Origin of the sequence: Micromonospora sp. L31 (assembly GCF_052068075.1) — a bacterium.
GTDB classification, from domain to species: Bacteria; Actinomycetota; Actinomycetes; order Mycobacteriales; family Micromonosporaceae; genus Micromonospora; species Micromonospora purpureochromogenes.
The window spans coordinates 77,171-90,884 of sequence record NZ_JBQHDC010000012.1 but is presented as its reverse complement, the minus strand read 5'-3'; the positions used below and the strand labels follow the sequence as shown (position 1 = coordinate 90,884).

Here is a 13,714-nt window from a genome sequence, read left to right as displayed (position 1 = left end):
GTGAGACACACCCCGAACCAGGAGGAAACCGATGCGCAGCGCGCTGTTCTCCGCGGAGAACCTCGAGAAGGAGTCCGCCCAGCCCGGCATGCGGCTGCAGAACTCCAAGATGCTGAAGATCGAGCTGAACGGCGAGGCCATGGCCCGGGTCGGCTCGATGGTCGCCTACCAGGGGCAGGTGCAGTTCCAGGCGCTCGGCTCCGGTGGCATCGGCAAGTTCATCAAGCAGCGGCTGACCGGTGAGGGTGTGCCGCTGATGAAGCTCAGCGGCCAGGGTGACGTCTTCCTCGCCGAGCTGGCCAAGGACGTGCACATCATCGACCTGGAGCCGGGCGACGCCCTCTCCATCAACGGCTCCAGCGTGCTGGCCTTCGACTCGACCCTGTCGTACGACATCAAGATGGTCGGCGGCGCCGGCATGGCCTCGTCGTCCGGCCTGTTCAACTGCGTCTTCAGCGGCCACGGCCGGATCGCCATCACCACCAAGGGCACCCCGGTGGTGCTCAACGTCGACGCCCCCACCTACGTCGACCCGCAGGCCGCCGTCTGCTGGTCGGCCAACCTGCAGACCGGCTACCACCGGGCCGAGCAGCTCGGCCTGGGCACGCTGCTCGGCCGCAGCACCGGCGAGGCGTTCACGATGAGCTTCGCCGGTCAGGGCTTCGTGGTGGTGCAGCCCTCCGAGGAGCCGCCGGTCATGGGCAGCGGCACCCAGCAGCAGCAGCAGGGTGGCCTGCTCGGCGGCCTGCTCAGCTGACGGGTCGGCGGGGTGCCCGGTCCGGGTGCCCCGCCGGGTCAGCTCAGCTCGCCGGCCCGCAGCCGGGCCAGCCAGGCCGCCGCGTCGGCGTAGTCGGCGTCGGAGAGCCCGGCGGGCGCCGGGACCGGCCGCTCGGCCGTCCCGTCGACCCAGCGGTGCCGGGGGTACGACCCGAGGAAGCGCACGTCGGCGCAGACCCGCCGCAGCCCCTGCAACGCCTCGCCCATCCGTACGTCGGCCACGTGCCCGGTGCAGTCGAGGAAGAAGACGTACCGGCCCAGCGCCTCGCCCGTCGGGCGGGACTCGATCCGGGTCAGGTTGACCCCGCGTACGGCCAGCTCCATCAGCACCGACAGCAGGGCACCCACCCGGTCGTGGGCGATGTAGACGGCGAGCGAGGTGACGTCGTCCCCGGTGGGGGGCGGCGGCGGGCCGGGGCGGGACACCAGCGCGAAGCGGGTCACCGCGTCGGGATGATCGGCGATCTTGTCGGCGAGCACGGCCAGCCGGTGCCGGGTGGCCCCGATCGGGGCGCAGATCGCCGCGTCGTAGTCACCGGCGGCCGCGCCGGCCGCCGCCGCGCCGTTGGAGAGCACGTCGACCACCGTCGCGTCGGGCAGGTGGTTCCGCAGCCAGTTCCGGCACTGGGTGGAGGCCTGCGGATGGGCCGCCACGCTGCGGACCGCGCCGAGTGTGGTGCCGGGGCGGGCGCCGAGCACGAACTCGACCGGCAGGATCACCTCCCGGGTGATTACCACCGGGTCCCCCTCGGCCAGCTCGTCCAGGGTCACCCCGACCGCGCCGCCGATCGAGTTCTCCAGCGGCACCAGGGCCGCGTCGGCGTCCCCCGCCCGGACGCTCTCCAGCGCCTCGCCGACGCTGCGCGCCGGCGTACGGCTGCCGTGCTCGGCGGCGGGCACGGTGCGCAGCGCCTGCTCGGCGAAGGTGCCCTCGGGTCCGAGGTAGACGTAACGGGTCGGTGGTGTACCGGGCATGTCGCCCAGCCTACGCACCGGGTACCGCCCCCGTGCCGGCGTCGCAGGCCAACGTCCGGATGCCGGGCGGCGCGACCGTCCGCACCTCGATCGAGCAGACGTCGGTCCCGGCGGTGACCAGGCGTAACGCGGCGGACTCGGTACGGGTGACCACCTGGAGTTCCTCGTGCCCGGTCACGGCCAGCACGGTGTACTGCCAGTCGGCCGCGCAGAGCGGCCCCTGGGTGGCGCGCACCGACACGCCCCGGGGGAGCACCCGGCCGCGCAGCAGCCCCACCACCCGGTCGGCGGAGGGCCGGCCGGCGCAGGCGACGGCGACCAGGCCGGGCGTGGGGCTGGGCGTCGGCGGGAGCGTCGGCGCGATGCCCAGCGGCGGGGTCACCGGCGGGGCGGCGGTCGGCGCCGCGGGGGTGACGAGCGCCGGCCGGGAGCTGGTGACCGGCGCGGGGGCGGGCTCCGGCGGGGCGCCGCAGGCGGCGAGCGGCACGACGGCGAGCAGTACGCCGGCGACGGCCAGCCGGCGGGGTGGGGTGCGGTGCGGTGCGTCAGGCGGCACGGACCGGTCCTCGGGGGGATCGAGCCTCGGGTGGGCATCGGGTCGGGACGGCCGGGGGTGGCCGAGCCCATCGTAGGAGGATCCGGCGGCGCGGTGAAGGTCAGCGCAGCACCCGGTGCCCGGCCCGTTCCAGCGCGCCGGTCGCCTCGCCGAGGCGTACCGCCGGGACCAGCACGTGGTCGGTGTCGTAGGTGGAGAACGCGACCACGCTGACCCGGGCCTCGGCGAGCGGGTCGACCAGGGCGGCGAGGGTGCCGGTGAGCGCGAGGCCGACCGGCCCGACCACGCGCAGGCACCGCCAGTCGGTCTCGACGTCCGCCTGCGCGGGCGCCCGGCCGGCGGGGCAGATGACCGAGATCCCGTCGGCCGTCCAGCTCACCGTGACCACGTCCGCGACGCCCGGCTCGGCCCACAGGGCGGGGGGCAGGGAGGTGCCGGCGGCCAGCCGGCACACGGCGTACTCCCCCGGGAGCAGGGCGACATCGAGCATGAGGGCACCTTACGGCGTCGGTGCCGGCCCGCCCCAGCATCGCGGCGTGCGGCGCCCGCCACACCTCGGACGCAGGTCAGATTTCGGAGAAGGGCGCAGGTCAGATCTCGGAGAAGAAGGTGAGTGAGCCGGCGACCGAGCCGTCGGTGAGCACCGGGGTGGAGATGGCGTCGACGGTGGCGTCGGGCACGTCCTCGCCGGCGGGCTGGACCCGGAGCAGGCCCCGGGCCAGCCGGCCGGAGTGCAGGGCGAGCAGCGGCGGGATCTTGTCGGTCTCCTGCTCGGTCAGCTCGCCCCGGGCGGCGGTGAAGTCGAGCAGCCGCAGGCCGCCCTCCAGCAGCGGCAGGCCCACCACGTCCTCCGGTGCGCCCAGGCACAGCAGGTCGCAGCCGGCGGACGAGATCGCCACGACCCGGGTGTCCGCGTCGATCAGCAGGCAGGGCTCCTCGGCGTGGGAGACCATGGCCGACCACTGCCCGACGTTGTCGCACCCCGGCTCTGTCGGTGTCCGCGACGCCGGCGCGAACACTTCGGAGAGCGAGAGTTCGACGTGGGCCACCGAGCCTCCTATGTACACCGACGGTCTGTCCACGCTAGCCGGTCGCCGCGACGGTCGCTGTACCGCGCTGCTGTCACCGGCCGCCGGTGACGATCGGATGCCCGGAACGACCGGGCGGCCGGCAACGGCGCGGACCTTGGGTGACCTCGGTGAACACCGGGTGCCGTGGCGTCGTCGGTGACGTTACCGGCGGGCGGCCGGCTTGTCAGCGGCCGTTCGGCCCTCGTCGTACCACCGGTAGTCGGCGGCGGGACGGTACGTGCCGTTGAGCCACGTCTGCGGCTGCTGCGCGACCCGGGACAGCTTCTCGGCGGTGGCCGGGCTGATCCGGTTGCCTCCGGCGACGAGGAGCCGGTCCAGCTCCCGGTGGGTCGCCATGAGGCAGTCCTTGGGCAGGCCGTAGACGCTGATGACGCCGGAGCCGACGAAGGTCAGCACCGGCGTCACCGGGATCGGCAGCCCGACCGCGTCGGAGAGGGCCTTGCTCGCCCGCTTGGCGTCGCGCCGCGCCTCGGCCACGTACGGCGGCCGCTTGCCGTTGATCTGGACGACGTCCCCGGCGACCAGCACCCGGGCGCGCCCGTGGTCGGCGATGCTCACCGCGAAGAGCCCGCTCGGGCCGATGGCGAGGAAACCGGCCCGGTCGTCCTGGCCGCGGTCGAGCAGCACGTCGGCGACGTCCGTACGCGGCCACTCGATGACGTGCCAGGCGGGGCCCAGGTGGTCGAGCTGACCGAGCGCGCGCGCCCCGGCGGCCTCCAGCCGGCGCGCGCCGCGCTCCGCCCGACGGCGGCGGGCCCACTCCAACGGGGTCGGGCGGGCCGGCTCCAGCGCCGACGGCGCCTCGGTCCGGGGGTGCGGCACCGCCACGGGCGGCAGTGCCCGGGTGGGTACGGCTCGACGAGCGGGAAAGACAGTCATCGCGACCTCCGGCAAAAGGTCCCTCGAAGTTATGTCCTCACTACCCTACGTTGCCATCCCCCGGGTACGGCAAGTTGGAGCGCCGGAATGAGTGCGGATGAATGCCATATTCATCCACACTTCTCTCCCGAACGCCCTTCGCACCTGCCCTACGCTGCGAGGGTGACCCACTACGTGGACAGCGAGGTCGGTCGGCTCGGCACGGTGCTGCTGCACCGCCCCGGGCCCGAGCTGGCCCGGCTCACCCCCCGCAACAACGACTCGTTGCTCTTCGACGCTATCCCATGGGTGGGACGGGCGCAGGAGGAGCACGACGCCTTCGCGGCGGCGTTGCGCGGGCGCGGCGTGGAGGTGCTCTACCTCGCCACCCTGCTGGCCGAGACCCTGGCCGTCCCCGACGCGCGCGCCGAGCTGACCGAGGTGGTGCTCCGCTCGCCCCGACTCGGCGAGACGCTGCGCCGCCGCGTCGCCGACCACCTCGCCTACCTCGATCCGGCGGCGCTGGCCGACGTGTTCATCGCCGGGCTCGCCCACGAGGAGGTGCGGATCAGCCCGGAACGCCCCGGCGGGCTGGTGTGGACGCTGATGGACCGGCACGACTTCGTCATCGACCCGCTGCCCAACCTGCTCTTCACGCGCGACTCGTCACTGTGGATCGGTGACCGGGTCGGGGTCACCAGCCTCGCCATGCCGGCCCGCCGGCGGGAGTCCACCCTGACCGACGCGATCTACCGCCACCACCCACGCTTCGTCGGCACCCAGGCCGTCTACCACCCCGAGCTGGAGCACCTGGAGGGCGGCGACGTGCTGCTGCTCGCCCCCGGCGTGCTCGCGGTCGGGGTGGGTGAGCGGACCACCCCGGCCGGCGCGGAGCGGCTGGCCCGGCAGGTCTTCGCCGCCGGGCTGGCGCACACCATCCTGGTGGTGCCGATCGCCCAGGAACGCGCCACCATGCACCTCGACACGGTCTGCACGATGGTCGACGCCGACGCGGTGCTGATGTACCCGAACATCGCCAGCAGCCTGTCGGCGTACACGGTGATCGCCGGGCCGGACGGGGAGCCGCGGGTGGACGGCCCCGCGCCGTTCCTGCGCGCCGCCGCCGACGCGATGGACCTCGACCAGCTCCGGGTGATCGACACCGGGCTGGATCCGGTCACCGCCGAACGCGAGCAGTGGGACGACGGCAACAACACCCTCGCCCTGGCGCCCCGGCTCTGCGTCGGCTACGAGCGCAACACCGAGACCAACGCCCAGCTCGAACGGGCCGGCATCGAGGTCATCCCGATCGCCGGTTCCGAGCTGGGCTCGGGTCGGGGCGGCCCGCGCTGCATGTCCTGCCCGCTGGTCCGCGAGCCACTACGACGGCCCTGACCCCGCTTCCGGGCCGGTCGCGGGCCCGGAAGCGGCCGGTCGGGCGTGGGTCAGCGCAGGGTGAGCTGGCGGCCGAGCAGCCCCTGGCGGGCCCGCCGCCCGGCGGCGTCCAGCGGCTCCTTCTCCTCCAGCATCTCGGCGTACCGCTCGGCGAAGGCGCTCGCCGGCGCCTCCCAGTCGGCGGCCGGGACGTCCTCGGGCAGGTCCCAGACCGGCACCAGCCGGCCGTGCGCGCGGAACATGCCGGCGAAGCGGGTGCCCTCGCCCAGGGTGAGGGTGCCGGCGGCGGAGAGCCGGGACAACGCGTCCAGCGCGGTGTCCTCGTCCTCCGGCAGCACCCAGCGCACGTGCGCCTTCTCCGGCACCTGGCACCAGTAGGCGGCCCGGCCGGCGGCGAGCCGTACGGTCGGGTAGATCGCGGCGTTCGCCCGCTCCAGCGACGCCTGCACCGACGGGTCGTCGGCCGCGCCCGGGTCCAGCCAGAAGTCGAAGCCGTCGTGCATGGTGATCTCCAGCGGGCCGTCCACCAGGACGTCCTGCAGGCGTGGGCCCGGACCCGGCAGCGGCGGCACGGTCACCTGGCCGCCCGGCTCGGTGCGCAGCGCGCAGAGCAGCGCCTCGGCCAGGTCGCGGGAGACGTCACCGGACTGCTGGTGGCGCTGCAACCCGATGAAGACCCGCCCGTCCGGCTTGGTCATCGCCGGGGCGGCCATCGGCAGCACGGTGGCGAGCGTGACCGGGCGCTCGCCGTACTCCTCGACCAGTTCCGGGGTGAGCCGCAGCGGCGCGGAGGCGGCCGGCACCAGCTCGCGCAGGGCGATCCACTCCGGCTCGTCCACCAGTCCCTCGAAGGGACGGGGGACGAAGATGTCGCGGACCTTCTCCCGGCGGGGGGTCGCTTCGACGGCGCGCTGGTTCTTTCGACGCTTGCTCACGGCGAGACAGCCTAGAGGCCCGGCCGGGACGGTGTGGGGAGGACCCGCCCCCGGGGCCGGCTCAACCGGCGACGACCAGGTCCGGTCGGGCCGAGCCGGTCGGGTCGAACTCGGCCCAGACGCTCTGGCCCAGGCCGTCCCGCTCGACTCCCCAGCGGCTGGCCAGGCCGGCGACGATGTGCAGGCCACGGCCGTCGACCGCGTCCGGGCTGGCCGCCCGCATCCGCGGGCCGGCCGGCGCGCCACCGTCGGTCACCCGGATCGACACGGTCGGGCCGCCCGGCGTGGGCCGCAGCCGCCAGGCCACCCGGACCACCCCGCCGGGCAGCGGGTCGGCGTGCCGGACGGCGTTGCCCACCAGCTCGGCCAGGACCGCCACCAGGTCGGCCAGCAGGACCGGGGCTACGACCTCGGCGAGTTCGTCGGCGAGCCGGTGCCGGGCCAGCCGCGCTCCGGTGGCGTGGTGGGGAACCACCACGCACCACGAACGTTCGACCGCGTGCGTCGACACCCTCGCTCCTTCTCGCCCCGTCCCCCGGTGCCCCGCGCAGGTCATCCCCGGGGCAGCCGCACCTCTGCGACGGTACCGCCACCGTTCCTCGGCCGGAGGGATACCCATCCATTCTGCTGTTCAACGATCCGGCGGACGAGATAGAGGCCGAGCCCGGCGCCGGGATAGCCCCGGCGGTCCCCGGACTCGCCCTGCCAGAACCGGTCGAAGGCGCGCTCCACGTGCTCGGGCCGGATGCCGATGCCCCGGTCGCTGACCCGGAACAGCACGGTCTGCCCGTCGGTGCCGGCGGTGACCTCGATCGGCGACTCCGGCGGCGAGTACTTGGCGGCGTTGGTGCCCAGCTCGGTCAGGACGGTGGCCATGCTGTGCCGGTCGCCGAGCGCCTTGGGCAGGCCGGCCGGCAGGTCGAGGACGAGCCGGTGACGCAGGTCGGCGGGGAGGTCCGGCACGGTGGCGCGCAGCGCCTCTCCGAGGTCGAACGGCACGGCCGGCTCACCGCCGGGCCGGCCGTCGATGGCCGAGGAGAGCAGGCGGTCGATCAGCCGGGCCAGTTCGTTGGCGCGCTGCCCGATGATCCGGGCCGCCTGCCGGCGGTCGGTGTCGGTCAGCGACTCCCAGTGGTCGGTGAGGGTGTCCGCGTACCCCTTGATCACGGTGACCGGGGTGCGCAGCTCGTGGCTGGTCACCGCGACGAAGAGGTCGCGCTCGGAGTCGCGGCGCTGCTGGTCGGTGATGTCGCGGAAGGTGACCACCCGCTGGGTGCCGGGCCCGGCCAGCTCCCCGGAGGTGATCCGCAGCCAGCGTCCGTCCGGCATCTGGTGGTCGAGCACCTGGCCGGACGGGGGGAGCGGGAAGGGCAGCGGCCGGTTCAGCGCCTCGGCGGAGGAGCGGCCGGTCACCTGGGCGGCGGCCGGGTTCCAGAGCCGCACGTGCCCCTCCCGGTCGACCACGGCCAGACCGTCGGCGAGCGCCGCGACCACCGGGCCGTCGCCGTGCACCGGCAGGCCGCTCTGGTCGCCGTACATGTGGGCGATGCAGGCGGCCACGTAGCCCAGCACGGCCTGCCCCTCCGGGTCGGCGGCGTCCTCGCCGTCGGCGTAGAGGGCGTGCAGGCTGCCGACGGTCAGCCCGCCGATCTCGGCGCGGGCCCCGATCATCCGGCGCAGCCCGCGGGCGGCCAGCTCCCCGGCGAGCTGCCCGGGGAGGTGGTCCACCCGGACCTGCCGGACCCGGGGGCCGGCGAGCAGGCAGACGGTCACCGGGTCGGACGCGGGCAGCGGGCGGCCGATCATCCACTTGGCGTTGCCGCTGGCCGCGATGACCCGGCCGCCGGTCGGGGCGAACTCGACGAAGGCCACGCTGGCCGCGCCCACCGCCGAGCGGGCCACCCGGAGCAGCTGGGTGAGGACGGGCAGGCCCGCGTCTCCGGAATTGATCATCTCGATCACCGCGCTGTGGCCGGTGATCAGGGCGGCGAGATCGGTACGCTCCGGCATGTCCCGAGTGTGCCCCCTCGGGCGGAGTTCGGGCAGCCCCGTCCGGTGGGCCTCACCGGCCCAGCCGGGCCAGCGTCCGCGCCGGTCGGTCGGTGATCACCCCGTCCACCCCGGCGGCCAGCACCAGCTCCAGGTCGTCCGGCTCGTTGACGGTCCAGACGTACACCTGATTGCCGGCGGCCCGCAGGGCGGGCACCAGCTGCGGGCGGGCCCGGACCAGGCCGATGCCGGGCCCGGCGATCCCGGCGCCGAACGGCAGCCGGCCGAGTCGCAGCCAGCGCGGCAGCACCTCCAGCAGCAGCACCGTGGGCAGCGCCGGGGCCAGCTCCCGGACCCGGCGTACGGCCAGCGGGGAGAAGGACATCACGGTGACCCGTACCGGGTCGTCCGGGCCGGGTTCGGCGAGCCCGTACCGGCGCAGCAGCGCGACCAGCCGGCGCTCGACGTCGCCGCCGTAGCGGGACGGGTGCTTCGTCTCCACCAGCAGCCGGACCGGCCGGCCGGCGGCCAGTACGGCCTCCAGCAGCCGTTCCAGCGTGAGCAGCCGGGTGTGCGACTCGTCCAGCACCTCGTCGCCGTCGGCCGGTACGCAGCCCGGATGCCAGGAGCCGAAGTCGAGCAGCTCCAGCTCGGCGAGGGTACGGGCGCTGACCAGCCCGCGTCCGTTGCTGGTCCGGTCCAGCCGGCGGTCGTGCACGCAGACCAGGTGCCCGTCGCGGGTGAGCCGGACGTCGCACTCCAGCCCGTCGGCGCCCTCGTCGAGGGCACGCAGGTACGCCGCGAGGGTGTGCTCGGGCAGGTCGGCCGACGCGCCGCGGTGCGCGAAGACCAGCGGATCGCCCATGGCGCCGGCTCTCAGATGACCCGGCCGGGCTGCCCGTCCCCGCCGACCACCGGCCGGCCGACGGCCTCCCACTGGCGCATCCCGCCGTCGGCGTTGCGCACCTGCTCCCATCCGTTGTTGAGCAGGTAGCCGACGACCTGGGCGGAGCGCCCGCCGGAACGGCAGATCACCGCGACGTCCCGGTCGGTGGGCACCTCGGCCAGCCGGGCCGGCAGTTCCATCATCGGCAGGTGGTGGGCGCCGGGGGCGTGGCCCGCCACCCACTCGTCGTCCTCGCGGACGTCCAGCAGGTAGGTCTCGTCGTCGATCTCGGTCACGGGAACGCTGGGTACCTGGGATCCGAACACGGGTAGCAGCCTAGATCCTCACCGGCGGCATCGGCACGGGCCCGGCCGGTACGCCGGCTCACAACCGGGTGACCCAGCGCGGGTTGGCCGCCGCCCAGCCCGGCACCCGCTCGCCGCGTACGGCGTCGAAGAGGCCGTTGCCGCCGTTGTCGAGCACCACGTAGGAGATCCCGTCGATGGTCTCCGGGTACGACGGCACCTGCACCCCGCTCAGCGCGTCCGACGGCAGCGACCCCAGGGCCACCATCAGGTCCTCGACCCGGACGCCGTTGGTGTCCAGGGTCAGCGAGCCGCCCACCGCCCGCAGCACCCGGTCCAGCTTCAGCGGGTCGCCGCGCAGGTTCGTCTCCCCGGCCCGCTCCAGCACCGCCCGCAGCATCTGCTGCTGGTGCCGCTGCCGGTCGTAGTCGCCGCCGGGCAGGTCGTAGCGCTGCCGCACGTAGTCCAGCGCCCGGGCGCCGTCCATCTGCTCGCAGCCGGGGGTGAAGAGGGTGCCGGTGTGGATCGACCGGACCTCGGTGTCGACGCACATGCGGATCCCGCCGAGCAGGTCGATGACCCGCTTGAAGCCGGCGAAGTCGACCAGCGCCGCCCCGTCGAAGCGGATGCCGGTGAGCCGGGTGAGGGTGGAGGAGAGCAACTGGGCGCCGCCCGGGCCGCCGCCGCCGTGCTCGTACGCGGCGTTGATCTTGTCTTGCCCGCCGCCGTAGCCGTTGCCGCCGGGCGGGATGGCCACCAGCAGGTCGCGCGGGACGGAGACCAGGTAGCCCTGCCGCAGGCCGGGCGGGACGTGCACGATGAGGATGGTGTCGGAGCGCTGGTCCGGCCCGTCGGTCGCACCCCGTCGGTCGGTGCCGACGAGCAGGTAGTTCAGCCCTTCGGAGAGGTCGGTGCGGGGTTGCCGGGCGTCCCGGGCGAGCAGTTGCTCCCGGGTGATGGTGCGCTCGTACCGCGCGGTGAGTGCCTTGATGCCGACCACGGCGACGACGGCGACCAGCACCAGGGCGAGTCCGAGCCGGAGCAGGACCCTCGGCCAACGGGTGGCCCGGCGGCCGGGTGGCGGTCCGTCCAGCCCTCGGTCGGACCTCGCTGACCTGGCCGTGACGCCCTCCCCGTGGCCGTTACGTGAGACATGCTCACTTCAGGCTACGGGTCAGTCACTGCGCTCGGGGCTGGTTTCGCCGTGACTGCCGGCCGGTCATCGGGGTTAGCTGCGGGTGGAGAGGACCGCCGGGTTGGCGTACACGAATTCGCCCAGCTTGTCGTGCTTGACCGCCTGGAACATCTCCAGCGTCTGCGGGCTGAGCGCCTCACGGTTGTTGGCGTTGCCGTTGAACTTGCCGCCGTTGGTGCGCAGCATCGTCAACTCGTTGGCGCTGACCCCGCGCAGGGTGTAGATGAAGTTGGCGACCGATGCTTCACCGACGTCGAGGATGAAGGCCTTGCCCGCCGCCCGGATCAGCTGGTTGACCTTGACCGGGTTGGTCAGCATGCCCTTCTCGGTGGCCTTGCGGGCCATCGCCTTGATGAGCTGCTGCTGGTTCTGCTGCCGGTCGTAGTCGCCGCCGGGCAGGCCGTAGCGCTGCCGGGAGTAGTCCAGCGCCTCGAGGCCGGACATCTCGCGGCAGCCCTTCTTGTAGACCACCGGGGTCATCGGCCGGCCGGTCTTCTTGGCGTCCGCCTTCCACATGTGCTTGCCGTCGACCATCACCGTGTGGATCGACTGCACCTCGTGCTTGACGCAGATCCGGACGCTGCCCAGGGTGTCGATGACGCTCTTGAATCCGCCGAAGTTGATGATCGCGGCGCCGTCGAAGCTGATCCCGGTCATGTTCTTGATGGTCTGGGCCATCAGTTGGGCGCCGCCCTCCCAGCCGCCGCCGTTGCGGGCGCCGGCCTGGAACGCCGCGTTGATCTTGTCGGTGCCACCGGCGTAGCCGCTCTTCTTGAAGGCGGGAATCTGCGCCTCGGTGTCCCGGGGGATCGAGATCATGTACGCCTGGTCGTGGCTGGCCGGGATGTGCAGCACGATGATGCTGTCCGCCCGGACGTCGTCGGCGGCCCAGCGCTCGCGGGCGTCCACGCCCAGCAGCAGCATGTCGATCGGGCCATCCAGGTCGGCGCCGCCCTCGGCGTCGGTCTTGCCCGCCCCGCCCAGCAGGTTCTTCTGGGAGATGTTGCCGGTCGCCTGGCTGATCAGCGCCTTGCTGCCGACGATGGCGACGCCGCTGGTCATCATCAGCACGGCGCCGAAGATCACCGTCAGGCGGGCCCAGAGCGGGTCCTTGCGCTTGGTGCGCTTCCTGGCGCCGCCGGTGCGCTGACCGCCCCGACCGCCCTGGGACGGGATCGTCGACGGCCGTGCGTACGGGTCGGAATCCTGCGACGTCGGGCGGGGGCTGGTCTGAACCGGCATGCGTGCTCCAGCTCGATTGGTCGGGGGGCGGGACCACTCTACGTACCGCTTCCCGTCAAGGCGAGATCGTCAGGCGCTCAATTCCTGGATATCCCGGCACTTCCGGCGGCAATTCAACCGAACGGATGAGTCAATACGTCTGGTCGGTGGTTGGCGGCCGATGATGGAACCAGACGTGAGCGCACCTCTGATGACGTCCGTCGAAATGTGCCGGCAACACCGGCCGCCCGGGTCAGTTGCCCTTGGTGTCCGGGTCCTGGTTGGCCGCCACCCAGGCCGCCATCGTGTCCGCCGACATCGCCTTGTACATCGCCAGCGCCTTCGTCCGGTCGGAGACCACCACCGACTCGCCGTTGATCGTGTCGCTGCCCGTGTTCGGGCTGGTGATGAAGGTCAGGTTCTCGCCGCGCAGGCTGCGGAACTGCACACCCATGTCGACCAGCGAGAAGCCGTTGTCGACGGTCACCGCGTCGGTGACCGACTGGAGGAAGGCGTTCAGCTTCTTCGGATTGGCCAGCGTGCCCGTGCTCGCCGCCTTGTCCATCAGCGCGCGCAGGAACTCCTGCTGGTGGCGCATCCGGGCGAAGTCGCCCTCCGGGAACTGCTTGCGCTGCCGGATCCAGTCCAGTGCCGTGGCGCCGTCCATGTGCATGGTGCCCTTGGTGAACTTCCGGTACGGCTTGTGGATCGAGGTGATGCTCCGCTCCACCTTGAGGTCCACCCCGCCGAGCGCGTCGGTGACCTCCTTGAAGCCGCCGAAGTCGATCGCCATCACGTGGTCGATCCGGACGTCGCTGAAGCACTCCACCGTGCGGACCGCCAGCGGAAGGCCGCCGAACGCGAACGCCGCGTTGATCTTCGCGCGCCGCCCGGAGTCGCACTCCGCGCCGGCACTCTCCGGGATCGGCACGTACAGGTCACGCGGGATGGAGACCAGGTAGGCCGACTTGTGGTCGGCGGGGATGTGCATGACGATGATCGTGTCGGCCCGCCACTGGCTCTGCTTGTCCACCGGCGCGTCCGGGTCGCGCGAGTCCGAGCCCACCAGCAGGATGTTCAGCGCGCCGTTCACCGCCTTGGCAGGCCGCCCGCCGGTGATCTCCGAGAACGGGTCCGTGCGGGCCAGGTCCTTGTCGAGGTTGTCGGTGTAGACCCACGCCCCCAGGCCGCCGAGCAGCGCCAGCACCAGCACCGCCACGCCGGCCACCAGGCCGATCCGTCCCCAGCGCGGGCGGGGGCCACGCCGGCCGGGGCCACCCGGACCGCCCGGCCCCGGCGGCGTGCCGGGTCCGCCCGGGCCGCCGGGCCCGCCGGAGCGGGGGCGCTCCTCGTCGTACGACGGGTACCACTGCGTCTCGGACGGCCGGGCGCGCCCGGCGGCCCGGTCGGGACCGGGGACCGCGGCGCGTCCGGCGCTCCGGTGCGTGTACGGAAGCGGGACGCCGGCTGACGATGTGGCGGACATGCGATTCAGCGTACGTATGCCGGTCGAGCGTTGCCCGAAGGCGAA

15 protein-coding genes are annotated in these 13,714 nt (G+C 73.4%); 2 read left to right on the top strand and 13 right to left on the bottom strand.

From position 1 onward, the window contains the following. Positions 1 to 31: 31 nt before the first annotated feature. On the top strand, positions 32 to 757 hold the full coding sequence (locus tag ACTMS9_RS26325) for an AIM24 family protein (RefSeq protein ID WP_210773886.1): 726 nt from the start codon (positions 32 to 34) through the stop codon (positions 755 to 757). A 38-nt stretch (positions 758 to 795) separates the two neighbouring features. Here the strand turns inward: ACTMS9_RS26325 and pheA are convergent, their stop codons facing one another. The 5 genes from pheA to ACTMS9_RS26300 all read right to left on the bottom strand — a co-directional run bounded on the left by pheA (position 796) and on the right by ACTMS9_RS26300 (position 4,278). Beyond that, positions 796 to 1,752 carry a prephenate dehydratase gene (gene pheA / locus ACTMS9_RS26320; protein ID WP_441143799.1) on the bottom strand — a complete coding sequence of 319 codons (957 nt, stop codon included), beginning with the start codon at positions 1,750 to 1,752 and terminating at the stop codon, positions 796 to 798. Between the two features lie 10 nt (positions 1,753 to 1,762). After that, positions 1,763 to 2,269 carry a hypothetical protein gene (locus tag ACTMS9_RS26315; protein ID WP_441144029.1) on the bottom strand — a complete coding sequence of 169 codons (507 nt, stop codon included), beginning with the start codon at positions 2,267 to 2,269 and terminating at the stop codon, positions 1,763 to 1,765. Between the two features lie 139 nt (positions 2,270 to 2,408). After that, positions 2,409 to 2,798 carry an ACT domain-containing protein gene (locus tag ACTMS9_RS26310; protein ID WP_154941152.1) on the bottom strand — a complete coding sequence of 130 codons (390 nt, stop codon included), beginning with the start codon at positions 2,796 to 2,798 and terminating at the stop codon, positions 2,409 to 2,411. A 100-nt stretch (positions 2,799 to 2,898) separates the two neighbouring features. Further along, on the bottom strand, positions 2,899 to 3,357 hold the full coding sequence (locus ACTMS9_RS26305; RefSeq protein WP_441143802.1) for a hypothetical protein: 459 nt from the start codon (positions 3,355 to 3,357) through the stop codon (positions 2,899 to 2,901). A gap of 183 nt (positions 3,358 to 3,540) precedes the next feature. Then, entirely contained in the window at positions 3,541 to 4,278 is a 738-nt protein-coding gene (locus ACTMS9_RS26300; RefSeq protein WP_441143804.1) for a hypothetical protein, read from the bottom strand. 162 nt (positions 4,279 to 4,440) lie between these two features. On the opposite strand from ACTMS9_RS26300, the gene ACTMS9_RS26295 reads away from it, so the two are divergent. Continuing rightward, a complete protein-coding gene (locus tag ACTMS9_RS26295; protein ID WP_441143806.1) occupies positions 4,441 to 5,652 on the top strand; it encodes an arginine deiminase in 1,212 nt (403 codons plus the stop codon). A 50-nt stretch (positions 5,653 to 5,702) separates the two neighbouring features. Here the strand turns inward: ACTMS9_RS26295 and ACTMS9_RS26290 are convergent, their stop codons facing one another. The 8 genes from ACTMS9_RS26290 to ACTMS9_RS26255 form a co-directional block, all read right to left on the bottom strand. After that, entirely contained in the window at positions 5,703 to 6,587 is an 885-nt protein-coding gene (locus tag ACTMS9_RS26290) for a DUF5926 family protein (protein WP_441143808.1), read from the bottom strand. A 61-nt stretch (positions 6,588 to 6,648) separates the two neighbouring features. Further along, the gene (locus ACTMS9_RS26285; RefSeq protein ID WP_308495276.1) at positions 6,649 to 7,065 is read right to left on the bottom strand and encodes an ATP-binding protein; all 417 of its coding nucleotides are present in this window, start codon (positions 7,063 to 7,065) and stop codon (positions 6,649 to 6,651) included. Between the two features lie 74 nt (positions 7,066 to 7,139). After that, complete coding sequence (locus tag ACTMS9_RS26280; RefSeq protein ID WP_441143810.1) at positions 7,140 to 8,597, bottom strand: PAS domain-containing sensor histidine kinase; 1,458 nt, start codon at positions 8,595 to 8,597, stop codon at positions 7,140 to 7,142. A gap of 52 nt (positions 8,598 to 8,649) precedes the next feature. Next, complete coding sequence (locus tag ACTMS9_RS26275; protein ID WP_441143812.1) at positions 8,650 to 9,441, bottom strand: glycerophosphodiester phosphodiesterase; 792 nt, start codon at positions 9,439 to 9,441, stop codon at positions 8,650 to 8,652. A gap of 11 nt (positions 9,442 to 9,452) precedes the next feature. Continuing rightward, complete coding sequence (locus tag ACTMS9_RS26270) at positions 9,453 to 9,788, bottom strand: rhodanese-like domain-containing protein (protein WP_088959745.1); 336 nt, start codon at positions 9,786 to 9,788, stop codon at positions 9,453 to 9,455. Between the two features lie 58 nt (positions 9,789 to 9,846). After that, on the bottom strand, positions 9,847 to 10,788 hold the full coding sequence (locus tag ACTMS9_RS26265) for an LCP family protein (RefSeq protein WP_441166259.1): 942 nt from the start codon (positions 10,786 to 10,788) through the stop codon (positions 9,847 to 9,849). Between the two features lie 207 nt (positions 10,789 to 10,995). Beyond that, on the bottom strand, positions 10,996 to 12,204 hold the full coding sequence (locus ACTMS9_RS26260) for an LCP family protein (protein ID WP_441143817.1): 1,209 nt from the start codon (positions 12,202 to 12,204) through the stop codon (positions 10,996 to 10,998). Positions 12,205 to 12,436: 232 nt separating this feature from the next. Beyond that, entirely contained in the window at positions 12,437 to 13,669 is a 1,233-nt protein-coding gene (locus tag ACTMS9_RS26255; RefSeq protein WP_441166258.1) for an LCP family protein, read from the bottom strand. Positions 13,670 to 13,714: the final 45 nt, after the last annotated feature.